Annotated in this window: 22 protein-coding genes; 8 read left to right on the top strand and 14 right to left on the bottom strand. The window is 69.7% G+C overall.

All coding sequences use genetic code 11. The annotated features are described in order from the left end of the window. Positions 1 to 24: 24 nt before the first annotated feature. The 3 genes from dxr to FB381_RS16205 all read right to left on the bottom strand — a co-directional run bounded on the left by dxr (position 25) and on the right by FB381_RS16205 (position 4,931). Positions 25 to 1,134 carry a 1-deoxy-D-xylulose-5-phosphate reductoisomerase gene (gene dxr / locus FB381_RS16195; protein ID WP_246088154.1) on the bottom strand — a complete coding sequence of 370 codons (1,110 nt, stop codon included), beginning with the start codon at positions 1,132 to 1,134 and terminating at the stop codon, positions 25 to 27. A 202-nt stretch (positions 1,135 to 1,336) separates the two neighbouring features. Next, the gene (locus FB381_RS16200; protein ID WP_141781239.1) at positions 1,337 to 3,385 is read right to left on the bottom strand and encodes an acyltransferase family protein; all 2,049 of its coding nucleotides are present in this window, start codon (positions 3,383 to 3,385) and stop codon (positions 1,337 to 1,339) included. 112 nt (positions 3,386 to 3,497) lie between these two features. Continuing rightward, complete coding sequence (locus FB381_RS16205; protein WP_141781240.1) at positions 3,498 to 4,931, bottom strand: amidase; 1,434 nt, start codon at positions 4,929 to 4,931, stop codon at positions 3,498 to 3,500. 85 nt (positions 4,932 to 5,016) lie between these two features. On the opposite strand from FB381_RS16205, the gene FB381_RS16210 reads away from it, so the two are divergent. The 6 genes from FB381_RS16210 (at position 5,017) to FB381_RS16235 (ending at position 12,586) form a co-directional block, all read left to right on the top strand. Then, positions 5,017 to 5,649, top strand: a complete 633-nt coding sequence (locus FB381_RS16210; protein ID WP_141781241.1) for a TetR/AcrR family transcriptional regulator — start codon at positions 5,017 to 5,019, stop codon at positions 5,647 to 5,649. Positions 5,650 to 5,925: 276 nt separating this feature from the next. Next, a complete protein-coding gene (locus tag FB381_RS16215) occupies positions 5,926 to 7,797 on the top strand; it encodes a hypothetical protein (RefSeq protein WP_211352460.1) in 1,872 nt (623 codons plus the stop codon). Positions 7,798 to 7,832: 35 nt separating this feature from the next. Continuing rightward, positions 7,833 to 9,047, top strand: coding sequence for an ABC transporter substrate-binding protein (locus FB381_RS16220; RefSeq protein WP_141781242.1), 1,215 nt, complete (start codon positions 7,833 to 7,835; stop codon positions 9,045 to 9,047). A 30-nt stretch (positions 9,048 to 9,077) separates the two neighbouring features. After that, positions 9,078 to 10,349 carry a YeeE/YedE family protein gene (locus FB381_RS16225; protein ID WP_141781243.1) on the top strand — a complete coding sequence of 424 codons (1,272 nt, stop codon included), beginning with the start codon at positions 9,078 to 9,080 and terminating at the stop codon, positions 10,347 to 10,349. Between the two features lie 158 nt (positions 10,350 to 10,507). Continuing rightward, the gene (locus tag FB381_RS16230) at positions 10,508 to 11,389 is read left to right on the top strand and encodes a serine protein kinase RIO (protein ID WP_141781244.1); all 882 of its coding nucleotides are present in this window, start codon (positions 10,508 to 10,510) and stop codon (positions 11,387 to 11,389) included. 84 nt (positions 11,390 to 11,473) lie between these two features. Further along, positions 11,474 to 12,586, top strand: coding sequence for an LOG family protein (locus FB381_RS16235; protein ID WP_141781245.1), 1,113 nt, complete (start codon positions 11,474 to 11,476; stop codon positions 12,584 to 12,586). Here the strand turns inward: FB381_RS16235 and FB381_RS16240 are convergent. Continuing rightward, positions 12,561 to 13,721: a glycosyltransferase family 4 protein gene (locus tag FB381_RS16240; RefSeq protein ID WP_141781246.1), complete on the bottom strand. Its 1,161-nt coding sequence runs from the start codon at positions 13,719 to 13,721 to the stop codon at positions 12,561 to 12,563. The genes FB381_RS16235 and FB381_RS16240 overlap by 26 nt on opposite strands. Before the next feature lie 250 nt (positions 13,722 to 13,971). Between FB381_RS16240 and FB381_RS16245 the strand changes: the two genes are divergently transcribed. Then, complete coding sequence (locus tag FB381_RS16245) at positions 13,972 to 14,403, top strand: hypothetical protein (RefSeq protein WP_141781247.1); 432 nt, start codon at positions 13,972 to 13,974, stop codon at positions 14,401 to 14,403. Between the two features lie 35 nt (positions 14,404 to 14,438). Here the strand turns inward: FB381_RS16245 and rlmN are convergent, their stop codons facing one another. The 9 genes from rlmN to rpsB all read right to left on the bottom strand — a co-directional run bounded on the left by rlmN (position 14,439) and on the right by rpsB (position 22,139). Further along, on the bottom strand, positions 14,439 to 15,557 hold the full coding sequence (gene rlmN / locus FB381_RS16250; RefSeq protein WP_141782822.1) for a dual-specificity RNA methyltransferase RlmN: 1,119 nt from the start codon (positions 15,555 to 15,557) through the stop codon (positions 14,439 to 14,441). Between the two features lie 121 nt (positions 15,558 to 15,678). After that, positions 15,679 to 16,077 (bottom strand): hypothetical protein, encoded by a 399-nt coding sequence (locus FB381_RS16255; protein WP_141781248.1) that lies wholly within the window; start codon positions 16,075 to 16,077, stop codon positions 15,679 to 15,681. Between the two features lie 131 nt (positions 16,078 to 16,208). Beyond that, complete coding sequence (locus FB381_RS16260; protein WP_170225184.1) at positions 16,209 to 17,054, bottom strand: hypothetical protein; 846 nt, start codon at positions 17,052 to 17,054, stop codon at positions 16,209 to 16,211. Positions 17,055 to 17,365: 311 nt separating this feature from the next. Beyond that, positions 17,366 to 17,872: a histidine phosphatase family protein gene (locus FB381_RS16265; protein WP_141781250.1), complete on the bottom strand. Its 507-nt coding sequence runs from the start codon at positions 17,870 to 17,872 to the stop codon at positions 17,366 to 17,368. Positions 17,873 to 17,886: 14 nt separating this feature from the next. Further along, positions 17,887 to 18,795, bottom strand: a complete 909-nt coding sequence (locus tag FB381_RS16270; protein ID WP_141781251.1) for a phosphatidate cytidylyltransferase — start codon at positions 18,793 to 18,795, stop codon at positions 17,887 to 17,889. 15 nt (positions 18,796 to 18,810) lie between these two features. Further along, entirely contained in the window at positions 18,811 to 19,365 is a 555-nt protein-coding gene (frr, locus tag FB381_RS16275; RefSeq protein ID WP_211352588.1) for a ribosome recycling factor, read from the bottom strand. Positions 19,366 to 19,427: 62 nt separating this feature from the next. Further along, a complete protein-coding gene (gene pyrH / locus FB381_RS16280; RefSeq protein ID WP_141781253.1) occupies positions 19,428 to 20,141 on the bottom strand; it encodes a UMP kinase in 714 nt (237 codons plus the stop codon). Positions 20,142 to 20,308: 167 nt separating this feature from the next. Next, positions 20,309 to 21,118 carry a translation elongation factor Ts gene (gene tsf / locus FB381_RS16285; RefSeq protein WP_141781254.1) on the bottom strand — a complete coding sequence of 270 codons (810 nt, stop codon included), beginning with the start codon at positions 21,116 to 21,118 and terminating at the stop codon, positions 20,309 to 20,311. A gap of 49 nt (positions 21,119 to 21,167) precedes the next feature. Continuing rightward, positions 21,168 to 22,139: a 30S ribosomal protein S2 gene (rpsB, locus tag FB381_RS16290; RefSeq protein WP_141781255.1), complete on the bottom strand. Its 972-nt coding sequence runs from the start codon at positions 22,137 to 22,139 to the stop codon at positions 21,168 to 21,170. Positions 22,140 to 22,546: 407 nt separating this feature from the next. Here rpsB and FB381_RS16295 point away from each other — a divergent pair, with 407 nt between their 5' ends. After that, positions 22,547 to 23,170 (top strand): murein hydrolase activator EnvC family protein, encoded by a 624-nt coding sequence (locus FB381_RS16295; protein WP_211352461.1) that lies wholly within the window; start codon positions 22,547 to 22,549, stop codon positions 23,168 to 23,170. A gap of 16 nt (positions 23,171 to 23,186) precedes the next feature. Here the strand turns inward: FB381_RS16295 and FB381_RS16300 are convergent, their stop codons facing one another. Further along, the gene (locus tag FB381_RS16300; RefSeq protein ID WP_246088155.1) at positions 23,187 to 24,149 is read right to left on the bottom strand and encodes a tyrosine recombinase XerC; all 963 of its coding nucleotides are present in this window, start codon (positions 24,147 to 24,149) and stop codon (positions 23,187 to 23,189) included. Position 24,150: the final 1 nt, after the last annotated feature.

A 24,150-nucleotide genomic window follows, 5' to 3' on the forward strand; every position in this document is an offset into this window, starting at 1 on the left:
TGTGGTTCACTCGCTGACGCTCGTTCACGGGCGGGTCTCCAGGATGCGGGTGGCTTCCTCGCGCGCCCAGTCGTCGGCGGCGAGCACGTCCTCGATGGTGAGGGTGCTTTCAGAGCGTACGCCGCTATGGGCTGCCAGCACCTCCGCAATCGTGTCCACGATGCCGGGGAACGGGATCCGGCCCTCGTGGAAGGCGTCCACGCAGATCTCGTTGGCCGCGTTGTAGACGGCCGGGTGAGTGCCTGCACGGGTGCCGGCCTCACGAGCCAGCCGCACCGCGGGAAAGGCATCGTCGTCGAGCGGCTCGAAGCGCCAGTCGGCGGCCTTGGTCCAGTCGATCGGCGTCTCCGCGTCCGGCACCCGCTCGGGCCAGGCCATCCCCATCGAGATCGGCACCAGCATCGTCGGCAGCCCGAGCTGGGCCACCACGGCACCGTCGGTGAACTCGACCATCGAGTGGATGTACTGCTGCGGGTGCACGACGACGTCGATGCGCTCGAAGGGTACGTCGAAGAGCAGGTGAGCCTCGATGACCTCGAGCCCCTTGTTGACCAGAGTGGCCGAGTTGGTCGTGATCACCCGGCCCATCGCGAAGTTGGGGTGCTTGAGCGCCTGCGCGGGGGTGACCTCGGCGAGCTCGGTGCGGGAGCGGCCGCGGAACGGGCCGCCGGACGCGGTCAGCACCAGCTTGCGCACCTCGTTCGCCGAGCCCGCGCGCAGCGACTGCGCGATCGCGGAGTGCTCGGAGTCGACCGGCACGATCTGGCCCTCGCGCGCGACCCGCTTGACCAGCGGACCGCCGATGATCAGCGACTCCTTGTTGGCCAGCGCGAGCGTGTTGCCCGCCTCCAGCGCGGCCAGGGTCGGGCGGAGACCGACGGCGCCGGTGATCCCGTTGAGCACCACGTCGGCCGGCTGGGCGGCGGCCTCGGTCGAGGCCTCCTCCCCCAGCCCGGACAGCTTGGGGGCGAACTCGGCCACCTGGGCCTCGAACAGCTCCTTGTTGGAGCCGCCCGCGGTCAGGGCAACGACTCGGAACCGGTCCGGGTTGGCCCGCACCAGGTCGAGCGCCTGGGTGCCGATGGACCCGGTCGAGCCGAGGATCACCACGTCGCGTGGTCGCTGATCGTTCACCCGCCCATCCTCCCAGCAGAGGCTGAGAGGGCGCCAAGCGGTGGCCGCCCAGGGCCCCGAACTAGCACAGGGCTCTGAAATAGCAGCAGCCCCGGACTCCCCCACGGGTCCAGGGCTGTGCATGAAACGTTTTGCAACGTCTGGTCACAATTAAGCCACAAAGTTGCACGAGATGGCAAACCCCGACGCGCTGACTTTCCACTCAGACGAGCGGTCCGAGCATCGCCTCCAGTCGCGGCGTGACATGACGTACCCACGACTCGGTCAGGTGCGAGTCGTCGTAGTAGGTCACCTGGTCGCCGACGACCAGCGGGCAGCGGTCCTCGACGCACACGAACCGCTGCGTGTCGACGTAGGTGGCCGAGGTGTCCTTGACTGCCTTCTCGGTCACCTCGTTGCTGCTGGACTCGCGGGACTCGTCGTCGCTGAGGCAGGAGCGCTGGAGCGCCTCGGGAGCGCTGAGGCAGTCGGCGGGGTTCTGATCGACGGAGGTCACGTCGCCGAGCACGACGACCTTGCGGGCGATCTCCTCGTAGTCCTTCACGGTGTCGCGGACGGCCTGCGACCACTGCTCGTCGCGGTCCATCCCGTCGTGCTCCTTGGGCATGAACAGCTGGCCTCGTGCCGTGGAGACGATGGCGTCGGGGGCGAGCCGCTCGAGCCGGTCGCTCGACCAGGTGCGGAACTCGTCGCACTCGGCCTGGGTCATCTTCTTGCCACGGTGCTGGACCGGATAGGGCGCGCAGCCGACCTTCACCACCGGCACCACCCGGAAGTCGCCGTCCTTGCCGAGCTCGTCGAACGCCGACAACCACATGCCGGCATGGGAGTCGCCCACGACAGCGACCGTCTTCTTCGCGCTCTCCTCGCCCAAGACGCACTTCGGGCTGCGGGTCTCGCCGTAGTTGGCGTAGCAGTCGCCGTAGGACTTCTGCCACCGGTCGGCGCTCAGCTCCTTGTCGATGACCGCTCCCGGGATCGGAGCACCCTTGTCGGCCATCTCCAGGGCAGATCGCAGCTCGCGCTGCACCCGGGGTGCTCCGTCGTCGTCGATGGCACCCTCGTCGGCACCGTCGGGCACGTCGTTGGTCTCGAACCACTTCTCCGCCTGCGCGGCACGCTCCTTCTCGGCGTACGCGGCGAAGCTGGTCGTCATCCAGCCGCTGCCGACGGCGAGCACCAGGGCGAGCGGCCACAGCACCAGGGAGCGCAGACCGTGGGAGAAGACCGGCACCTGCTTGCGCTGGAACGGCAGCTCGACGAAGCGATGGCTCAGGGCCGAGACGACCACGGCAGCAGCGACGGCGACGCTCATCTCCAGTGCGCCGTTGCCCAGGTGCAGCGCGTCGGGCAGGAGCACGACGAACGGCCAGTGCCACAGGTAGAGCGAGTAGGAGATGTCACCGACATACCTCAGCGGAGCTGCGGAGAGGAGCCGCGCGGTCGGTGCGTTCGCGCCGGAGGCCAGCAACGCGACCGTGCCGAGGGTGGGCACGAGCGCCTGCCAGCCGGGGAACGGGGTGGCATCGCTGAAGGCGAGGGTGGCGACGAGGATCGCCGCAATGCCGCCGAGCCCGGCGACGACGCTCGCCGCGCCCTTGAGGCGCCCACCCCAGCAGGCCAGCAGCGCGCCGGCAGCGAGCTCGTAGGCACGAGCCGGGGTGGAGAAGTAGGCCGAGGTCGGGTTCTCCCCGGTGGCGTAGACCGACCAGGCCAGGCTCGCGACCGCGATCGACGCGGCGACGATCGTGAAGCCCTTGCGGCCGAGCCGGGGCAGGAGCAGCAGCGCCAGCACCGGCCAGACCAGGTAGAACTGCTCCTCCACCGAGAGCGACCAGTAGTGCTGGAACGGCGAGGGCTCGCTGGGCTGGAAGTACTGCACCCCCTCGGCCGCGAAGTGCACGTTGGCCAGGAAGAACGCCGCCCAGGTGCCGTCGCCGGCGGCGTCGGTGAGCCGCGTGGTGGGCAGCTGCCAGACCGCGTAGGCCAGGACGACGAGGATCACCAGCGTCGCTGCCGGCAGGATGCGGCGGGCGCGACGCGCGTAGAACTGCGAGATGCTGACGGTGCCGGTCTTGTCGGCCTCGCGCAGCAGCAGCGTGGTGATCAGGAAGCCGGAGAGCACGAAGAAGACGTCGACCCCGACGAAGCCGCCGTCGGTGAACGGGACACCGGCGTGAGCAGCGACGACCAGACCGACGGCAACGGCCCGGAGACCTTGGACATCAGTCCGCCACTGCTTGGCTGACATGTGGGGTGCACCTCATGTGGGGATCGAGACAACCTTCGCGGAGGGACGCGAATCGGCCCCTGATGCTGTCACGGACCCGGCCGCTCCAGCACATCGAGGTTCGGATGAGGACTCACCCGGTGGGCTGGTCCTGGATCCGGTCCTGGATCCGGGGCCACGGCGACTGCTCCTCGAGGGCGTAGGCCAGCTCGAGGAGCGTGCGCTCGTCGCCGTACGCCGCGGAGAGCTGCACCCCGATCGGCAGCCCCTCCTCGCTGAGCGCCATCGGCAGCGAGATCGCCGGGGCACCGCTGACGTTCTGCAGCGGGGTGAACGCGACATGGCGCAGCAGCCGCTCGATCAGCTCGTCGAAGGGCACGGTCGGGGAGAGCTCGCCGAGCGGCGGGGTGACGCCGGCGACCACCGGGCACAGGATCACGTCGTGGTGGTCGAAGACCGAGGCGTACGCCGCCGTGGCCCCGCGCAGGCGGAGCAGCGCGGCCGGTGTCGCCCGCCAGCCGCCGGAGGTGAAGCGGCGGCGCAGGCCGTTGGTGAGCCCGTCGAGGAGGCTGGCGTCGAGGCTCGGGTCGATGGTCAGGCGACCGAGGTTCCCGGCGAGGAAGGCGAGCATGCTCCAATATCTGACGAAGTCGTCTCCGAAACGCGCGTCCACGGGGATCGAGATCGGCTCGACGCTGTGACCCTGCTCCTCCAGCAACGTCGCGGTGCGCTCGATGGCTGCCTTCGTCTGGGTGTCCACGACGGCGTCGGTCACCGACTCGACGATCATCGCGACCCGGAGCCGGCGTCGCGCCGGCCCCTCGACCAGACCGAGCGGCGGCAACGCCGGGTTGCGCCAGCTCCGCTCGAGCGCGGCGTGGAAGGTCGCGGTGTCGCGGACCGTGCGCGTGACCACGCCCTCGCTGATGATGTCGATCGGCAGGGTGCGGGTCGTGTCACCGGCGATGTGCCGCCCACGGCTGGGCTTGAGCCCGACCAGACCGGCGGCCGCCGCCGGGATCCGGATCGACCCGCCGCCGTCGTTGGCGTGCGCGATCGGCACGGCGCCGGCGGCGACCAGGGCAGCGGACCCGCCCGAGGAGGCGCCGACGGAGTGCCCGGTGTTCCACGGGTTGGGGGTCGGCGGCGCGCTGCGGAACTCCGTGCTCGCGTTGAACCCGAACTCCGGCATCCGGCTCTTGCCCAGCACCGTCACCCCGGCGCTGAGGAACTGCTCGGTGTAGCGCCCGTCCCGCTTGGCCGGGAGGGCCCGGATCGCGTCCGAGCCGTGGTTGGTCGGCATCCCCCGCAGGTGGGTGTTGTCCTTGAGCACGGTCGGCACGCCGTGCAGCAGACCACCGTCACCATCGGCCCGTCGCGGCGCGTCGTAGGCCTCGTACGCCAGCGCGCGCAGCGCCGGGGCCACCTGCCGCATCCGGGCGACCGCCGCCGCCTCGGCCTCCGCCGCGCTCAGCTCCCCGGTGCGGATGAGGCGGGCCAGCTCGACGGCGTCGTGATCTGCCAGGGCGTCGTCGGTGAAGGTGTGTACGCGGGTCGGTGCGGTCATGTCGCACAGCGTGCTGGATCGGCTCAGGAAAGTCTAGAAGATCTTCCAGACTGTGGGCACCGGCGGGCGTGACACACTCGGCCCCATGAAGCGACGGCACGGCGACAGCGCCCGGCAGCGCCGCGACGCCCTGGTGCGCGCCACGATCGAGGTGGCCGCGGAGAAGGGCATGGCAGGAGTCACCCATCGGGCCGTGACCGAGCGCGCCGGGCTGCCGCTGGCCACCGTCGGCTACTTCTTCGACTCCATCACCGACCTGGCCGCCGAGGCACTGCGCACCGGCGTGGCCGACGACGTCGCCCGGCTGCGTACGCTCGCCGACGAGCTCGCCCAGGCCTCCCCCAGCGCCGACGCGACGGCCGAGGCGTTCGTAGCGGCGCTGATCTCCCCGCCGACCGACTCGCTCGCCTTCCTCGAGGCGCTCATCCATGCCGCCCGCGACCCGCAGTTCCGCCCGGTGGTGGCCGAGGTGCTCACCGCGGGCCGCCAGGTCGCAGACCGCGCGGCGACCGTTGCGGGCGCGACCCGGACCGACCCCGGCGCCGCGCTCGCCCTCGTCCACGGCTACCTGCTGCACGCCCTCGCGGCCCCCGATCTGGTCGACGCAGACGCCCTCCTCCGCGGCGTCCGCGCGCTCGTCATCGGCACGCTGGTCGACAACGGCGACATCTCGCTCGCGCTCCGGCTCGCCGGCCGCGAAGCGGACATCTCGCGCTGAGCCCGCCGCCCGTCATCCGGCGCGGTCGGGACCGCGCGACCTGACCGACGATGCCGACCTGGATACCCAGGTCGGCATTGTCGACCTTCGAGAAGTCTTCAGAACGCTCTTGCCTTTCTCAGGAAACTCTAGTTTTTTACTAGGGAAAGACTTATTCAATGTTCATCTCGGAGGTGACCTGCAGTGATCCTGCATCGTCGAAGTCCCCGCTCTCGATCATCGAGAGCCAGTCGCCGGCTGCTTCCCGCAGCCGCCGCCCTTGTCATCGCCGCCGGCGTGCTGAGCCTGACCCCGTCGTCCGCGGTCGCGGACGACGTCGCCCCTGTCAAGAGCGACAAGGGGGTCGGCGAGCTGCTGACGCAGCTGAAGAAGGGCAGCGAGATCCTGACCAACAAGGACGCGGAGAAGGGCGGTGACGGCAAGGAGTACTGGCTCAAGAACCACGTCGACTCCAGCCTGCTGCCGCCCAACCTGCTCCAGAAGCTCGGCGTCGACCAGGCCCTGATCAAGCTCGGCCTGGCCGGCCACGACTCCGGCGGCACGGTGGAGGACGACGGCCTGCGCCACAAGTACCTCGTCGTCTGGGCCGGCGACAACAACATCTTGGACAAGTCCGGCTCCGAGCTGCTCGACCTGCCCAAGTCGATCGGCCTCGACCTGATCGGGCAGAAGAACCTCATCGGGCCCGACTTCTTCGCGGTCATCGACGTCACCAAGGGCGCCAAGTCGTACGGCAAGGTCGTCAACACCGTCACCGTCGGGCCGCTGGTGGAGAACGAGCCCCACCACATGCAGTACCTGTGGCACAAGGGCGACAACATCTTCGCCGGCGGGCTCTTCACCGACGTGACGTACGTCCTGGACACCTCCCAGCTGCCGAAGCTCACCCTCAAGGGGATCAACCTGCCCACCGACACCCTGTGCGGCTCGGTGCCGGACGCCTACTGGGTGACCAAGGACCACAAGGCCTACGGCACCTACATGGGCGGCCCCGACGTGCCCGGGCCATGCACCTACACCGACGGTTCGGTGCGGGTCGGCAACGGGTTCGCGGGCTCGCCGGGTGAGCTGGTGCGACTCGACGAGAACGGGAAGACCATCGCCGAGGCGCCGGCGGCCACCACCAAGGCCGAGACCGAGCAGAGATGCGACAGCATCCCGCTGCTCTCGCTGCCGACATGTGCGAACCCCCACGGCGTGCAGGCGCGCGAGGACCTCGACACCCTGGTGACCAGTGACTACAACGAACCGCGCAACATCATCCTCAACCCGGTGCAGCCGCTCTCGTCGTACCTGCGGCGTCCGACCGTACGCTTCTGGGACATCTCGACGAAGGACAAGCCGAAGCTGAAGACGGTCACCTTCCTTCCCGACGGTCCCCGCAAGGGCCGGGTGGCGCACCACGAGGAGTCACGGGCGGCGATGGAGGTCACCGTGACCAACCGGAAGGGTCACAAGGGCGCGTTCGCCGAGACGATGCAGGGCGGCGCGATCTACTACACCCCCGACATCACGGTGGACGAGCCGAAGTGGCAGCAGGTCTTCGACCTCGGTGTCACCAACAAGCAGGTCGACCCGAGCACCGACGCGTACGGCGGCGGCAGCAACGGGGCATGGCTGCAGACCTCGCTGGACGACAAGTACCTCTACCACGCGGTCGCGGGCCGGGCGGCCACCAGCGATGATCCGGGCTCCAAGCCCTACATCCTGGCGCTCGACATCCAGAAGCTGCTCGCGTCCGGCGACAACCCGGTCTGCCGGATCGACACCATCGAGGAGAGCCACGAGGGCGGCGCCGAGAGCGACTGCCCCGCCGTGGCCGACACCCTCGCGGCACCCGGCGGCCCGCACTGGGGCGCGCTGGACAACCTCGAGCTCGGCAAGGACGGCTACTACCACGAGACCACGGACGTGAAGCGGTTGGCCTACTCCAACTACTTCGTCGCCCGCACCGGTCTCAACGGTGACCACCGGCTGTGCCTGGTCGACACCGAGGACGGCAAGCTGAGCCGCGACGAGGAGTTCCGCGACGAGAACACCGGCAACACCTGCGTCGAGTTCAACCGGGCGTCGTGGCCGCACGGCAACTGGGGCCCGGCGAAGCCGCACTCGATGCTCTTCGCCGTCGCCGACTCGGACATCAAGTGAGCCTGAGCGACAGCTCCGCTCGGCGGGGCCGCATCATGCGGTCCCGCCGGGCGGGCGTGCTCGTGCTCGCCGTCGGGCTCGCTCTCGGGGTGGTCGGCTACGTCGCGTACGCAGGCACGATCGCCCCGCGCTCGCAGGCCGGCGACCCGGAGCGGTGGTCGAGGTCGGTCGCCGAGGCCACCCCGCAGCAGGTGCTCGGCGGCGAGCGCCGGCCGGGCTTCCCCTCGGTGCAGCGGGTGGAGCACGACGGCCTCTCCTTCACCGTCACCGTCGCCCCGGCGCTGCCGGGACGCAACCTCGTACGCGTCGACGCAGCCTCGCTCGAGGGGCACGAGCACGAGGCCGAGGACGACGAGCTGAGCGTCGAGGTCGACGGCGGCGCGGCTCCGGTCGAGCCGACCGAGCGGCCGGGCGCCGACGGGCTGTGGGCGGTCGTCGACCTACCCACGGGCAACCCGACGGTCCTGGTCGCGCACGGCCCCGAGCACCGGATCCCGGTGATGCTGGAGACCGGGTCCGCGGGGTCGGCCGACCCGCTCTGGGCGGGTCCTGACGGGCCGGAGTGCCTGCAGAGCTCCACCGCGACCATCCTGGCCGGCGGCAAGGCTCCCACCTCCTGCCCCGCCGCGAGGCTGGGTGCGCGGGACCGAGCCGCGCTGACCACGACCGTCAAGACCCTCACCTCCCGCGGGGTCAAGGAGATCGCGCTCGCCGCCGACTCCTCGGCCCGCTCACGGGCCGGAGAGCGGCTCGTCCGACACCTGGCCGCGGCCGGCGGCGTGCGGGTCGTCGGCCCGACGGCCGAGCCCGGCGAGCGCAGCGCGCTGGTGGTCGTCAGCGGATGGGAGCCGGCCGCCGAGCGGCTCGCCACCAACCTGCGGCTGCCGGTGGAGAAGCAGGCGCTCCGCTCCGACGGCGTGTGGTTGGCGCCCTGGCTCCTCTCCCCCGGCGTCGTCGACTCGACCAACGGCGCGATGATCCCGCTCGACTTCGACATCCGCGACGAAGCCGCGCAGCGATACAGCCAGACGCTCGCCGACTACTTCCCCGAGCAGGCACCCACCGGGTCGGCGTACGTCGCCTGGCGCGCTGCCGTCGGTGGCGCCCGCGAGCGCGGCGAGCTGGCGTTCTACGCGGCATCGCGTGCGGCGTACATGCCGGCGGAGCCTGGCCACGGGAGCCACGAGACCTCCGTCTCCTGGTTCCCCGGGGGCACGGTCACCCGGGTCAGCCTTCCGACCACCGGATAGCCCGGTCCACCCCACTCGAAAGGACACACCATGTCTCTCGCTGACCGCCTCGGTCCCGACCGCGGCCTCTCCCCCGACCTGCGGATCGACCAGGCTCCACCCTCGGAGCCCGGGTCGCCGCCGCAGGCGATCGTCGTGATCATCGGGGGCCTCGTCACGCTCGGTCTCGGCGCCTTCGTGCTGCTCGCGAAGGGTCAGCTGCCCGCGATCCTGTTCGCCCTGGGCGTGGCGCTCGGGTTCGTGCTGTTCCACAGCCGCTTCGGGTTCACCTCCGCATGGCGTCAGCTGGTCTCGGTGCGGCAGGGCTCGTCGCTGCGCGCGCACATGCTGATGCTGGCGGTCGCGGTGACCCTGTTCGCCCCGATCCTGGCCAACCAGTGGACCTACCAGGGAGTGCCGGCCGCCGGCGCGATCGCGCCGATCGGCTTCGGGCTCTTCATCGGTGCGTTCCTCTTCGGCGTCGGGATGCAGCTCGGCGGCTCGTGCGCCTCCGGCACGCTCTTCGCGGTCGGCAGCGGCCAGAGCGCGATCCTGCTGACCCTGGGCGGCTTCATCATCGGCTCGATCCCCGGCGCGCTGACCCTCGCCTGGTGGAACGGGCTGCCCGCCCAGCAGCCGGTCGACCTCTCGGTCACCTTCGGCGGGTACGCCGGCGGCTGGGCCGCCACCCTGGTCGTCATCGCGCTCGTGGTCGGCCTGACCTACTTGGTCGGTCGCGGCCGGGAGAAGCCGCCGGTGGGCCGGGCGCCGGTCGCGACCGGGTTCGCCCGAGCGCTGCGCGGTTCGTGGCCGCTGTGGGCCGGCGCGATCGGGCTGGCGCTGCTCAACGCCCTGACCCTCTACGTCTCCGGGAGCCCGTGGGGGATCACGTTCGCCTTCGCCCTGTGGGGCTCGAAGATCCTCGACGCGGTCGGGGTCGACGTACTCTCCTGGGCGTTCTGGCAGGATCCCGCCAACCTGGCCAAGTATCAGGCAGGCATCTTCGTGGAGAAGACCTCGATCATGGACCTCGGGATCGTGCTCGGCGCGCTGCTCGCCTCCGCCGCCGCGGGCGCCTGGCTCCTGCACCGCCGGATCCCGCTCAGGCTGGCCGTGGGCGCCGTGCTCGGCGGCATCCTGATGGGCTACGGCGCCCGGATCGCCGGCGGCTGCAACATCGGCGCCTACTTCTCCGGCATCGCCTCGATGAGCCTGCACGGCTGGCTCTGGGGCCTGACCGCCATCCTCGGCACCTTCGCCGGCCTGGCGCTGCGCCCGCTCTTCGGGCTCACCAACCCGAAACCGACCGACTCGGTCTGCTGAGCAGATAAACCTGTTGCACACGCCGGTCGCGGTCCTCCACCATGGACCGCGACCGGCGTACTCGTCCTGAGGCGCCCTGATCGAGAGGAGCAGACCCATGACTGTCTTCGTCCTGTGCCTGCCCACAGACAACATCTCTCGTATCAGGAGCACCCGAAGTGACTCAGGAGAACATCTCCGCTGATCCCGCCGACTCGCTGGCCGGGATCGACTCGAAGTTCGTCTTCGACTTCCAGGCCTACGACGACCTGGACGACGGACAACGCTGGACCACCTGGCTCGCCGTCGAGCCACTCTCCCGTGGCCCGGAGCCGCGGCCGGACTGGTTGGTGACCTCCCAGGGCGCCATCGACACCGAGCTCGGCATCCTCAAGACCGGCAAGGAGGCCGACGCCTTCCTGCTGGTGCGCGCCGACCCGCTCGAGCCCGAGCACGAGGCGGTGATGGTGGCCAAGCGCTACCGCGACACCGACCATCGCACCTTCCATCGGGCGGCCAGCTACACCGAGGGCCGCTCGGTCAAGCGCTCGCGTGACGAGCGCGCGCTGAAGAAGAACTCGACCTTCGGCCGCGAGGTCGCCAAGGCCGAGTGGGCCAACGCCGAGTGGAACGCGCTCGTACGCTGCTGGGAGCTCGGCCTCCCGGTGCCCTATCCCGTGCAGATCGACGGCACCGAGATCCTGATGGAGTGGATCGCGGTCGACGGTCGCGACGGCGAGCTCGAGACGGCTCCGCGACTGGCCCAGACCCGGCCCGAGCGGCACGTGCTCGAGATGTGGTGGGACGGGCTCGTCGACGCGCTCGCCACGATGGTGCAGGCGGGGCTGGTCCACGGTGACCTCTCCCCCTACAACATCCTCGCCCAGCACGACCGCCTCGTCATCATCGATCTCCCCCAGGTCATCGACCTCGTCGGCAACCCGATGGGTTTCGACTTCCTGCTCCGCGACATCACCAACGTCGCGAAGTGGTTCCAGGCCCGTGGCCTCGAGATCGACGAGCAGGAGGTCTACGCCGATCTGATGGCCCACGCCTTCTGACGCGTCGAGTCGGCTCGTCCTGACCACAGTCCCGTCGAGTCGGCGCGCTATAACGAGCCGACTCGACGGGCTAGGTTTCTCGGTATGAAACGTCACCGTGGGCGGCATGTCGATATCGAGTCGGCCGACGAGCTCGATGAGCACCTGGCGGCGGGGGCGGGCAGCCTGCGGGGGTGGCGGCTGCGGGCGGTGGACCTGACCTCCCGGTCGGCGACCCTGCGGAAGGCGGAGCTGGCCGGAGCGACGTTCCTGGGTTGCCGGTTCGCACCCGGCGACGGCGACTACGTCGAGGACGAGGGCGCGCTGGTGATGCCGGTGATCCCCGAGGCGCCGGTCGACGTCTACCGCTCCGACCTCTACACCGCCGACGAGCTCTACGACGACCCGATCTATGCGCGGAGCCTGGATGCCAGGGCGTACGCCTGGTTGCAGCAGCCGCTCGATGCCGACGACGAGCTGGCCATCGCGCTCCACGACCATGCCATCGACGCCGCGCTGGAGCAGTGGGTCGGCGCCCAGCGTGAGGCCGGTCAGCGCATCGTGGGCGTGATGGGCGGCCACGCGTTGCAGCGCGGCGAGGAGGCCTACGCACAGGCGGCCCGGCTCGCTCAGCACCTGGCGGGCCATCACGTGGTCGCCACCGGCGGCGGCCCCGGAGCGATGGAGGCCGCCAACCTGGGTGCCTACCTGGCGCAGGCACCGGCCGCCGTGCTCGAGAGTGCGCTCGAGCAGCTGGCGACCGTGCCGACGTTCCGTCCCTCGATCCGCGCGTGGGCGCAGGTCGCCCTCGGCGTACGCGAAGGCTTCGAGGGTCAGCCGGAGCGGTCGCTGGGGATCCCGACGTGGCACTACGGCCACGAGCCGCCCAACGTCTTCGCCGGCGCGATCGCGAAATACTTCCGCAACGCCACCCGCGAGGCGGTGCTGCTGGAGGTCTGTGACGGCGGCATCGTCTTCCTGCCTGGCGCCGGCGGCACCGTGCAGGAGGTCTTCCAGGACGCGTGCGAGAACTACTACGCCGACGCCAGCGCGGTCGCTCCGATGGTGCTCGTCGGACGCCGCTACTGGACCGAGGAGCTGCCGGTGTGGCCGCTGCTGCAGGCGCTCGCGCGCGGCCGCGAGATGGAGCCGCACGTGCACCTCGTCGACAGCGCCGACGAGGTGCTCGAGGTCATCGGAGCCGGCGTGCCCGGATGACGTCGCGGTAGTGGCCGACCAGGGCCGCGTTCACCGCGCCCCACGACTTGTGCGCGACGCTCTTGCGGGCCTCGCGGCCCATCCGCAGCCGCATCAGCGGGTCGTTGTGCAGCTGCGCGACACGGGAGCCGAGAGCGTCGCGGCTGCCCGGGTCGTAGAAGTAGCCGGTGACGCCTTCGACCACCAGGTCCAGCGGCCCACCCGAGCGCGGCGCGACCACCGGGATCCCGGAGGCGAGCGCCTCCTGGACCGCCTGGCAGAAGGTCTCGTGGGAGCCGGTGTGCACGAAGACGTCGAGCGAGGCGTACGCGGCACCGAGCTCGTCGCCCTGGAGCACGCCCAGGAAGGTCGCGTTCGGGAGCAGCTGACGCAGCTCACGCTCCTGCGGGCCACCGCCGACGAGCACGACCTTGTAGGCCGGGTTGTGCGCCAGCGCGGCGAGCAGGTGCAGCTCCTTCTCCTGCGCCAGCCGGCCGACGTAGCCGACGATCGTCTCGCCGTTGGGGGCGAGCTGGCGGCGCAGGTCGTGGTCGATGCGGCTGGGGTGGAACAGCTCGACATCGACGCCCCGCGGCCACAGACCGGTGCGCTGGACGCCGAGACCCTCGAGCTGGGTGAGCGCCGACGAGCTCGGTGCCAGGGTGCGGTCGGCGGCCGAGTGGGCCTGGCGGGTGAGCATCGCGGCGGCCTGCGGTCCCCCGACCGCCTTGTACTTGTCCCAGAAGCCCACCAGATCGGTCTGGTAGATCGCCACGCTCGGGATGCCGAGCTCCTTCGCCACGTGCACCGCCTGCCTCCCGAGCAGGGCAGGGGAGGCGACGTGGACGACATCGGGGCTGAACCGGGTCATCACCGAGCGCAGCTTGCGTCGCGTCTCGATGCCGACGCGGAAGTCCTTGTAGACCCAGAAGGTCGCTCCGCGGGTGCGGGTCACCGGGAACCCGGCGTACTCGCTCGGGCCTGTGGGTGCGACGACCTCGACCGTGTGGCCGTCGACGGCGAGGTGCTCCAGCACGCGGCGTACGGAGTTCGTCACGCCGTTGACCTGGGGCAGGAACGACTCCGTGACGAGGAGCACGCGGAGCGGCTCTGCGTTGGCGGCGACCAGCGGGGCTCGATCGAGGCTGATGCTCATGTGCATGATCGTGCGCGCCGTCTCGCAACGTGATCCCTGACTTGGTTAACAGATCGGTGAATCTCGCGTGGCCAGAACTCTGTGCCGGCCGACAGGTAGTCCGGCCCGTGTCACCAGCGGAAACGCTGCGTGACTCTCAGAAATCTGTCACCTGCCTGCGGCCGCCGACAGATCCCCGTCAGCGCTCGTTCCTAGGCTCGCCGACGTCAAGCCGGTTCTCGGACGGCACCGATGCGACGAAGGAGTCACCATGAATCACCTACGACGCGCGCTCGCCGCGCTCGGCGCCGCAGCCGCCCTCGGCGGCGGCCTGGTCGCCCTGTCGAGCTCGCCCGCCAGCGCCTACGACGACGCGCCGTGCCAGGCGCGCTACTGGCACGACGGGGTCGACCGCTACGTGCAGACCTGCCCCGACTGGGGCATGTCCGGCACCAACGACATCCCGGTCTACGACATCGACGCCAGCCCGCCCGCGATCATCGGCTGGATCGAGGCCTCCGGCAACGACTGGTACGTCTGCCAGAAGCGGGTCACGAAGTATGACCCCTACGCCTACGGCGGCTACCACAACGACTGGTTCGCCTACACGATGGCCGACAACGGCAAGTGGGGCTGGGCACCCGAGGTGTTCTTCAAGGGCGGCGGCAACATGGAGGCCGACCGCAAGCTCGCGCTCTGCTGAGGTCTCCGGCTGACGTCCGTCTCCAGGCTGACGTGTTATTCGGCGGCGGCGAGCTGGCCGCAGGCACCGTCGATCTCGCGGCCACGGGTGTCGCGGACGGTCGTGGAGATGCCCTTGGCCTCCAGGCGGCGTACGAACTCGCGCTCGTCGGCCGGGTCGGAGGCGGTCCACTTCGAACCCGGGGTGGGGTTGAGCGGGATCAGGTTGACGTGCACCCAGCCCCAGTCGCCGTAGCCGTTGAGCACGTCGGCCAGCATGTCGGCGCGCCAGGCCTGGTCGTTGATGCCACGCATCATCGCGTACTCGATCGAGACCCGGCGGCCGGTGACGCGGGCGTAGTTCCAGGCGGCCTCGACGGTCTCGGCGACGGAGAACCGAGTGTTGATCGGCACCAGCTCGTTGCGCAGCTCGTCGTCGGGGGCGTGCAGCGAGAGGGCGAGGGTGACCGGGATGCCCTCCTCGGTGAGCTGCTTGATCCGCGGGACCAGGCCGACGGTGGAGACGGTGACGTGGCGGGCCGAGAGGCCCAGGCCCTCGGGCGCGGGCGAGGTGAGCCGCCGGACCGCGCCCATCAGCGCCTTGTAGTTGGCCATCGGCTCGCCCATGCCCATGAAGACCACGTTGGAGAGGCGACCGGGGCCGCCGGGGATCTCGCCGCTGGCCATCTGCCGAGCTGCGACGACGACCTGGTGGACGATCTCGGCGGTCGACATGTTGCGCTCGAGGCCGCCCTGGCCGGTGGCGCAGAACGGGCAGGCCATGCCGCAGCCGGCCTGGGAGGAGATGCAGACCGTGGCACGGTCGGAGTAGCGCATCAGCACCGACTCGACCAGCGCGCCGTCGAAGAGCTTCCACAGCGTCTTGCGGGTGGTGCCCTTGTCGGCCTCCTGCTGACGGATCGGCGTCATCAGGTCGGGCAGGAACGTGTTGACGAGCTCCTGGCGCTGGCCCGCAGGAAGATCGGTCATCTTCTCGGGGTCGTCGACCAGCCGCTCGAAGTAGTGCAACGAGAGCTGCTTGGCGCGGAACCCCGGGAGCCCCGCCTCTTTCGCCGCGTCCTGGCGGCCGGCCAGGTCGAGGTCGGCGAGGTGGCGCGGCGGCTTGCCGCGGCCCTTGGGCGGCGCCATCACCAGAGGCAGACGGCGCCCCTCCATCGCGGCGGCCTCCGCCTCGGGGCTGTGCGGGGCGATATCGGTCGCGGAGTCGGGCTCGGTCACCGCTCCAGTGTCCCACCGGGGTGCGGCGTACGGCTAAATCTGGATCCGGCTCTCCCGCTCAGCCCGTCTTGAGCAGGATCCAGAACACCAGCGCGCCCACGCCGACGACGACCACGACCGTCAAGATGATGCCGAGCCAGATGAACTGCGCCAGACGACGGGTCTTGCGCGGGATCAGCATCGCCAGCGGCACCAGAAGAGTCAGCGCCACCCACGGGAACAGCTCCTCGGCCCGCTCCTGCCCGAGCATCCAGGCGAGCAGCGCGCCCCAGGTGCCGGGCACCAGGATCGCGTAGGCGAGGCCGATGTAGAACCCGACGAGCGCTGCCACCGTCGGGTGCGAGTCGTGCAGCCACGCCCACACACCACCGGACCCCGAGGACTTCTCCTCCGGGTCCTGATCTGCCTCGACAGCTGGACCTGAGTCCACCTCGAGGTCTGCGGGACGCTCGGTCACGTTTCAACCGTAGCCCCGAACGGCGCGTTCTCGGGTAAAGAATCGCTGCGGGCGACAACTTGGGTAGTTCAGGGCGACTCGGTCCATCTACCTGTGGGTAAGGGGCTGAATCGCCCTGAACTATCGCGCGATCACGCAACCCGACGGAGAAAATGGGCACGCTGCGCCTGGGTCAGAGCGCGTCTGTCGCGCACCGTGTTGGTCGGCACCCACCAACGGGGCGGATCGATGGTCCACAGCCGCTCATCGGCGGGCAGCCGGAGCGCCCGGGCCCGTGCTTCCAACGTCCGGCGCTTGAAGTCGGTCGGGTCGCGTCGATCGGCGGCGATCATCGTGACGTATTCGAGGCCCGCGCGACGGAACGCCCCCTCCCGCACGAGATCCTTCGCGCGCTGTTTCCCGGCCAGGTGGACCCCTCCGTCGTACTCCCCCACGACGCCCCGCTCCAGATCGAGTACGTCGGGCGTGCCGATGTGGCGACCCTCAAGGTCGAAGATCGCCCTGTTGGTGACGACATGTCCCAGCCTCAGACGCACTGTCCAGGTGAGTCGGAGGTCGACCTCCATCGGCGACCAGACATTCTCATCAGCGTGCGCGAGCGCCTCGCGTAGATGCTCCACGCCCGTCCAGGCCGTCAGGGTCGCAGCGTACGCCGTCAGCTCCTCGATCGAGACGAGATCGCTAGCCGCGACGAGGTCGATCCAGCGCACCGCTTCCAACAGGTTCGGCGCGTATCTGACCTCGTAGGCGGTGGACCGCAGAGGGTCTGTCAACACCACGCTTGTATCCGTCCGGCGCTCGGTGGGCAGGAGCCTTTCGTGGCTGATCGCGATGCCGCCGCGTGCGCGGGTGTAGTGGCCGGGAGTCACGATCGTGGCCGGCATCGAGGCACCGTATCGATCGATACCGTCGACCCACTTGACCCCGGACCAGGCCAGGGCTGCCCAGCCGGTCAGCGCCCCATCGGTCGGCACCACGCTCGCCGCCTCGAGCGCCCGCTGCCGCGGGTCGGTCCCATCGACGTGGCTGGGGACGTACCACCCGTTGAAGGTGCGCCTCCAGAGGCGTCCGCGTGCCTGCTTGCGGGTCGGGCCGCTCATCCCGGACGGGTCGATCCTGACGGGACGCACCAGCCCCGGCCGCCCCAGGATCTCGGGCGGCCGGAAATGCTCCCGACGCGTGACCATCCCCAGATCATGGCCGCGACCACCGACAGTCTTGCTGCCTCGGGTTAGTCCCGGGCGCATTGGCCCCTCTACCTAGGAGTAACGGGCCGATCCGCCATGAACTATCGCGGGGCGACGGTGACCACGTCTGGCATACCCAGGTTCCGCCATCTGGCCACGTCGGGGAGCGTGCCGGTCAGCTCGCTCGCCAGGACGGTCCAGGCGGTGCCGTGGCCGACCAGGACGACATCCTCTCCGGCGTGAGCCGACAGGATCCCGGCGGCTGCCTTCATCACGCGGGCGCGGCACTCCTCGAGCGGTTCCCAGCCGTCGTACGCAGGCACGGTCGGATCGGCGAAGGCACGCTCGACCGTCGCCTGGAAGTCCTCGACCCAGGCGCCGCCGCGGACGTGCTCGCGCAGGCCCTCGACCACGCCGACCTCGCCGTCGGTGAGGAGCTGGGCGGTCTGCTGCGCCTTGGTCTCGGGCGAGGAGTACCACGTGGCGCCGGCCGGGAGCCGGTCACGCAGCGCCCAGACGTCGTCGAAGCCGGCCGGGTCCAGCTCCCAGTGCTCGGCGGCGACGCCACGGACCTGAACCGGTCGGCCGTGGCGTACGAGGAAGAGCATCAGAGGACGCGCCCTCAGAAGACGGCGTAGTGGAGGATCAGCCAGACCGGGGCGACGGTGGCCAGGAGCGAGTCGAGGCGGTCCATGAGGCCGCCGTGGCCGGGGATGATCTGGCTCATGTCCTTGACGCCGAGGTCGCGCTTGATGACCGACTCGACGAGGTCGCCGAGGACGGCCATCACGCAGGCGACGACGCCGAGCGCAACACCGATCCACCAGGATCCGTCGAGCAGCCAGACGACGAGGCCGATGCCGGTGGCGACGGTGAATACCACAGACCCGGCGAAGCCTTCCCACGACTTCTTCGGGGAGATCACCGGGGCCATCGCGTGCTTGCCGAAGAGGACACCGGCGATGTAGCCGCCGATGTCGGACATGATCGTGAGCAGCACCCAGACGATGATGCCGAGCACGCCGTCGTCGGAGAATCCGCCCGAGGTCCAACCGCCGCCCTCGCCGAGCATGAGCCCGACGAACGAGCCCAGGAACGGGATGTAGAGCAGGGTGAGGACGGAGGCCGCCGACGTGCGTACGTAGCCGTCGACACCGCGCCGCAGCACCCACAGCATGATCACCAGGGCGCTCACCGCGGTGGCGGTCACCAGCGCGTCGGAGCCGAGGAAGTAGGCGACCAGCACCATCACGGTGCCGCCGATCATCAGCGGCTGCTCGGGGACGTCCATGTCCTTGGCGACCAGGCCGCGGTGGAGCTCCCAGACGGCGGCGACGACGCAGGCGACGACGATCACCATGAAGGCCGTCTTCACGAACATCAGGCTCAGCGCGATGGCGACCAGCAGCACGACGGCAGAACCGATCGCGGCGGGCAGGTTGCGGCCAGCGCGGCCGTAGTCCTTCTTCGGCGGCTCGGAGGCTGCGGAAGAAGGAGACGGCGGCGTACGGCTCACTTGGGGTTCAGTCATGCTCGGCTTCGAGGCTCAGACCTCGAGCAGCTCGGCTTCCTTGGACTTGAGCAGCTCGTCGATGGCCTCGGTGTGCTTCTTGGTGAGGCTGTCGAGACGCTTCTCGGCGCCGGAGACGTCGTCCTTGCTCGCCTCGCCGTCCTTCTCGAGCTTCTCGAGGCTCTGCTTGGCCTTCTGGCGCACCTGGCGCACGGAGACGCGGCCCTGCTCGCCCTTCTCCTTGGCGAGCTTGATGTATTCCTTGCGACGCTCCTCGGTGAGCTCGGGGAACACGGCGCGCAGGACCTTGCCGTCGTTGGACGGGTTGACGCCGAGGTCGGAGTCGCGGATCGCCTTCTCGAGGTTGGGCATCGCACCGATGTCGAACGGCGCGATGTTGATGATGCGCGGCTCGGGGCTGGTGAAGGACGCCAGCTGCTGGATCGGCGTCGGGGTGCCGTAGTAGTCGACCAGGATCTTGTTGAACATCGACGGGGTGGCTCGACCGGCGCGGATGGTGGCGAAGTCCTCACGCGTGGAGTCCACCGACTTCACCATCTTGCTGTCGGCCTCGTTGAGGATGTCGTTGATCACCAGATGCTCCTGTGCGCTCGTAAGTGTTGTGGGTTGTGGATGCTTCGGGCTCGTGCCGCTCAGCCGGCGGTGACGAGCGTACCGATCTTCTCACCCTGGACGATGCGGTAGACCGCGCCCTTGTCCTCCGCGCCGTAGACCACGATCGGCATCTTGTTCTCCATGCAGAGGGCGAACGCGGTGGCGTCGGCGATCTTGAGCTGCTTCTGCAGCGCCTCGGCGAAGGTGAGCTCGTCGTACTTCGTCGCCGTCGGGTCCTTCTTCGGGTCGGCGGTGTAGACGCCGTCGACACCGCTCTTGGCCATCAGGACGACCTCGGCGTGGACCTCGAGGGCACGCTGGGCGGCGACGGTGTCGGTGGAGAAGAACGGCATCCCCGAACCTGCACCGAAGATGACCACACGACCCTTGTCGAGGTGACGCATGGCGCGGCGCGGGATGTAGGGCTCGGCGACCTGGCCCATCGTGATCGCGGTCTGCACGCGGGTGTCGACGCCCTCCTTCTCGAGGAAGTCCTGCAGCGCGAGACAGTTCATGACGGTGCCGAGCATGCCCATGTAGTCGGCTCGGGCCCGGTCCATGCCGGCCTGCTGGAGCTCGGCACCCCGGAAGAAGTTGCCACCGCCGACGACGATCGCGACCTCGACACCGGAGGCGGCCACCGCGGCGACCTCCTTGGCGATCGAGGAGACCACGATCGGATCGACACCGACCTCACCGCCACCGAAGTTCTCTCCGGACAGCTTGATCAAGATGCGCTGGTAGCGGGTCATACCGTGGCCTTTCCTCGGACGACGTCCTGCCGGGTGTTGCACGTGGGGGTGGCGTACGAAAGGGCCGGTCCGATGATGACCATCTGGATCATCGGACCGGCCCCTTTCGTCGTACGTTGCTGCTTAACCTAACTGATCGCGCCGGTGAGGTGCGGAGTCAGGACGGTTCAGGCGCCGACGTCGAAGCGGGCGAACTGCTTCACCTGCGTGTTGGAGGCGTCGAGGACCTGCTTGACGGACTTCTTCGACTCGAAGACCGACTCCTGGTCGAGCAGGACGATCTCCTTGAAGAACGCCTTGATGCGACCCTCGACGATCTTGGCGACGGCAGCCTCGGGCTTGCCCTCCTCGAGCGTCTTCTTGGTCAGCACGTCCTTCTCGGCGTCGACCACGTCGGCCGGCACCTCGTCGGAGGTGAGGAACTGCGCCTTGAGGGCAGCAGCCTGCTGAGCGGCCTGCTTCGCAGCCGCCTCGTCACCCTCGTAGGAGACCAGGACGCCGAGGCTCGGCGGCAGGTCGGAGGCCTTCTTGTGCAGGTAGACCGTGGTCTCACCCTCGAAGTAGGCGACCTGGCCGAGCTCGATCTTCTCGCCGATGGTGCGGGCGAGCTCCTCGACCGTCTCGCCGACGGTCTTGTCGCCGAGCGAGGCAGCCTTCAGCGACTCGATGTCGTTGGTCTTGTTGGCGTCGGCAGCGTCCGCGATCTGCTGGGCGGCGCTGACGAAGCCCTCGTTCTTGGCAACGAAGTCGGTCTCCGAGAGGAGGCTGACCAGAGCGTTGCCCGACGCGGCGACGAGGCCGGCCGAGGTGGTGCGCTCCGCGGCCCGAGCCTGGGCCTTGGCAGCGCCCTTGACGCGAAGGACCTCGACGGCCTTGTCGAAGTCGCCGTCGGACTCGTCGAGCGCCTTCTTGCAGTCCATCATGCCCGCCTGGGTCAACTCACGGAGCTTCTTGACGTCGGCAGCGGTGTAAGCCATGTGTGTCTTCCTCTGACTGTTAAGTGGCTCTTGGGTGGACGATGAGGCCTCAGGCCTCGGTCTTCGCCTCGGTCGCCTCGGCGGCCGGGGTCTCCTCGGCAGCGTCAGCGGCCGGGGTCTCCTCGGTCTTGGCCTCGGTGGCCTCAGCAGCCGGGGTCTCCTCGGCCTTCGCGTCGGCAGCCGGGGTCTCCTCGGTCTTCGCGTCGGCGGCCGGGGTCTCCTCGGTCTTCGCCTCGGTCGCCTCGGCGGCCGGGGTCGCCAGGAGCTCGCGCTCCCACTCGGCCAGCGGCTCCTCGGCGGTGGCGCCCTCGGTGCCCTCGGACTTGCCACCGGAACGGGCGATGAGGCCCTCGGCGACGGCGTCGGCGACCACGCGGGTCAGCAGACCGACGGCGCGGATGGCGTCGTCGTTGCCCGGGATCGGGAAGTCGACCTCGTCGGGGTCGCAGTTGGTGTCGAGGATGCCGACGATCGGGATCCTGAGCTTGCGAGCCTCCTCGACGGCGAGGTGCTCCTTCTTGGTGTCGACGATCCAGACGGCCGACGGGGTGCGACCCATCTCGCGGATACCGCCGAGGGTCTTCTCGAGCTTGTCGCGCTCCCGCTTCATCTGCAGGAGCTCCTTCTTCGTGCGACCCGAGCCGGCGACGTCGTCGAAGTTGACCTCGTCGAGCTCCTTGAGGCGGTTGATCCGCTGGTGCACGGTCTGGAAGTTGGTGAGCATGCCACCCAGCCAGCGCTGGTTGACGTAAGGCATCCCGACGCGCGTCGCCTGCTCGGCGATGGCCTCCTGGGCCTGCTTCTTGGTGCCGACGAACATGATCGTCCCGCCCTTGGCCACGGTCTCCTTGATGAAGGCGTAGCTGCGGTCGATGTAGGCCAGCGACTGCTGCAGGTCGATGATGTAGATGCCGTTGCGGTCGGTGAGGATGAACCGCTTCATCTTCGGGTTCCAGCGACGGGTCTGGTGTCCGAAGTGGACGCCGCTCTCGAGGAGCTGGCGCATGGTCACGACTGCCATGATGTTTCTTCTCCTAAGTGGTGGCCGGTGCCGCACCGTTGTTGCTCGACCTTGCGTTTCTCGAGGTCAGGCGGGTGTTGCACGAGCCGGTCGGTTTTCAGTTTCGCGCCCGACGTGGTGACGGGCCCTGACGCCTGCGCGCGGTCCGACCTGAGCCAGATGCTCGGGACTGAGGGCCGCGCCCGCGGGCGATCGGCGTCTCGGAGCGAGAAACCGTCGCGGTCTGCTGGCGTGCGAAGTCAGCCCACAGGGGGCTGCCGGTCCAAGACTAGCCGTCGCCGGGCGTCTCGGGCCAATCCCTGGCCCGCGGGCCGATCGGTGTCCACAGGCGCCTTTCGGGTCAGAGTTGTCCACAGGCCGTACGAAGCCCGTTGTGCGAGACCTCGATCGACGGTTGTCTCCTCGTCATGACCTCGAACCTCCTCCTCGACCGTGCCCGCACCCTCGTCGCGGCCCTATTTCTCGTCGTCCTCATCGCCCCCGCGAGCCCGGCCCTCGGAACGCCACGTGCCGAGGTGGCACCGTCCGGTGCCTCGCCGGGTGGGGCTGCGGGTCACGACGAGGGTCCGAGCCCGGTCGACGAGGAGGATCAGGCCGCCGCAGGTGTCTGGCCGCTGGCCCCGCGACCAGAGGTCGTGCGCCGCTTCGACCCTCCGGACGCGCCGTGGGGTGCAGGCCATCGCGGCGTGGATCTCGCCGGAGGGCCGGGCCAGGTGGTGCGCGCCGCCTTGGCCGGGCGGGTCGCGTTCACCGGCGTGATCGCCGGCAAGCCGGTGGTGAGTGTCGACCACGGGGCCACGCGCACCACCTACGAACCGGTCGCGGCCACCGTCGGGGTCGGCGACCAGGTCTCGGCAGGGGCGCCCATCGGTCGGCTCGGCATTGCCGGCTCCCACTGCTTCCCGGGTGCGTGTCTGCACTGGGGTTGGATCCGCAACGCCGACGACGTCTACCTCGATCCACTGCTCCTGGTCGATGCTCCGCAGCCGGTCCGGCTCCTCCCCCTCTGGCGCGCCGACCCTGTCCGGTAGCGCGGTCGCGACGCGGTCAGGCGCGGGGGTGGGCCTGACGGTAGGCCTTGCGGAGGCGGTCGCTGCTGACGTGGGTGTAGATCTGGGTCGTCGCCAGGCTGGCGTGGCCCAGCAACTCCTGGACCGAGCGGAGGTCGGCGCCACCTTCGAGAAGGTGGGTGGCGGTGCTGTGGCGCAGCCCGTGCGGCCCGAGGTCGGGGGCGCCGGGTATGTCTGCCAGGCGCCGGTGGACGAGGGTGCGCACCGCACGCTGGTCGAGGCGACCGCCGCGGGCACCGAGGAACAGCGCCGGGCCGGACGACTCGGTGACCAGCTGAGGTCGGCCGCGGACGACCCATCGGTCCAGAGCGCGGACGGCGGGGCCGCCGAAGGGCACCATCCGCTCTTTTCGTCCCTTGCCGAGCACTCGGACGACTCGGCGCTCGTAGTCGACGTCATCGAGATCGAGACCGACGAGCTCGCCGACACGGGCGCCGGTCGCGTAGAGCATCTCCAGCACTGCGATGTCGCGCATGCCGACCGCGGTGCCGTCCTCGGCGGCATCGATGGCCGCCTTGATGAGGGACTCGGCCTCGTCGGGGCGCAAGACGGGAGGGAGCGTTCGGTGGGCCTTCGGCGAGCCGAGCGCCGCACCCGCATCGACCTGGGCTCGACCGGTGCGCACCAGCCATCCGCAGAAGACGCGTGCCGCTGTCGCCCGCCGAGCCAGCGTGGTGCGTGAGCGACCGGTGGTCTGCTGCTTGGCCAACCAGCTGCGCAAGGTGCGCAGGTCGATCTCGGCCGGGTCGGCCCGGCCCAGGCGACCGGCGTGGTCGAGCAGGCTGCGGACATCACCGAGATAGGCGCGGACGGTGTGGTCCGACAAGCCTCGCTCGACGCCGAGGTGACGCTCATAGGCGCCGAGGACGGCGACCTGCGCCTCGGACAGCTCCGCCTCCGCGGATCCGCCCTCGGCACCTGCCTCAGGATCAGCGCTCACC

The sequence above is a fragment of the Nocardioides albertanoniae genome (genome assembly GCF_006716315.1).
Taxonomy (GTDB): Bacteria; Actinomycetota; Actinomycetes; order Propionibacteriales; family Nocardioidaceae; genus Nocardioides; species Nocardioides albertanoniae.

Bases quoted from the DNA above. Each gene is read 5' to 3' on its own strand.
- FB381_RS16200 (WP_141781239.1), bottom strand. From the start codon at position 3,385: ATGTCAGCCAAGCAGTGGCGGACTGATGTCCAAGGTCTCCGGGCCGTT.
- FB381_RS16205 (WP_141781240.1), bottom strand. From the start codon at position 4,931: ATGACCGCACCGACCCGCGTACACACCTTCACCGACGACGCCCTGGCA.
- FB381_RS16210 (WP_141781241.1), top strand. From the start codon at position 5,017: ATGAAGCGACGGCACGGCGACAGCGCCCGGCAGCGCCGCGACGCCCTG.
- FB381_RS16220 (WP_141781242.1), top strand. From the start codon at position 7,833: ATGCGGTCCCGCCGGGCGGGCGTGCTCGTGCTCGCCGTCGGGCTCGCT.
- FB381_RS16225 (WP_141781243.1), top strand. From the start codon at position 9,078: ATGTCTCTCGCTGACCGCCTCGGTCCCGACCGCGGCCTCTCCCCCGAC.
- FB381_RS16235 (WP_141781245.1), top strand. From the start codon at position 11,474: ATGAAACGTCACCGTGGGCGGCATGTCGATATCGAGTCGGCCGACGAG.
- FB381_RS16240 (WP_141781246.1), bottom strand. From the start codon at position 13,721: ATGAGCATCAGCCTCGATCGAGCCCCGCTGGTCGCCGCCAACGCAGAG.
- FB381_RS16245 (WP_141781247.1), top strand. From the start codon at position 13,972: ATGAATCACCTACGACGCGCGCTCGCCGCGCTCGGCGCCGCAGCCGCC.
- rlmN (WP_141782822.1), bottom strand. From the start codon at position 15,557: ATGGAGGGGCGCCGTCTGCCTCTGGTGATGGCGCCGCCCAAGGGCCGC.
- FB381_RS16265 (WP_141781250.1), bottom strand. From the start codon at position 17,872: ATGCTCTTCCTCGTACGCCACGGCCGACCGGTTCAGGTCCGTGGCGTC.
- FB381_RS16270 (WP_141781251.1), bottom strand. From the start codon at position 18,795: ATGACTGAACCCCAAGTGAGCCGTACGCCGCCGTCTCCTTCTTCCGCA.
- pyrH (WP_141781253.1), bottom strand. From the start codon at position 20,141: ATGACCCGCTACCAGCGCATCTTGATCAAGCTGTCCGGAGAGAACTTC.
- tsf (WP_141781254.1), bottom strand. From the start codon at position 21,118: ATGGCTTACACCGCTGCCGACGTCAAGAAGCTCCGTGAGTTGACCCAG.
- rpsB (WP_141781255.1), bottom strand. From the start codon at position 22,139: ATGGCAGTCGTGACCATGCGCCAGCTCCTCGAGAGCGGCGTCCACTTC.
- FB381_RS16295 (WP_211352461.1), top strand. From the start codon at position 22,547: ATGACCTCGAACCTCCTCCTCGACCGTGCCCGCACCCTCGTCGCGGCC.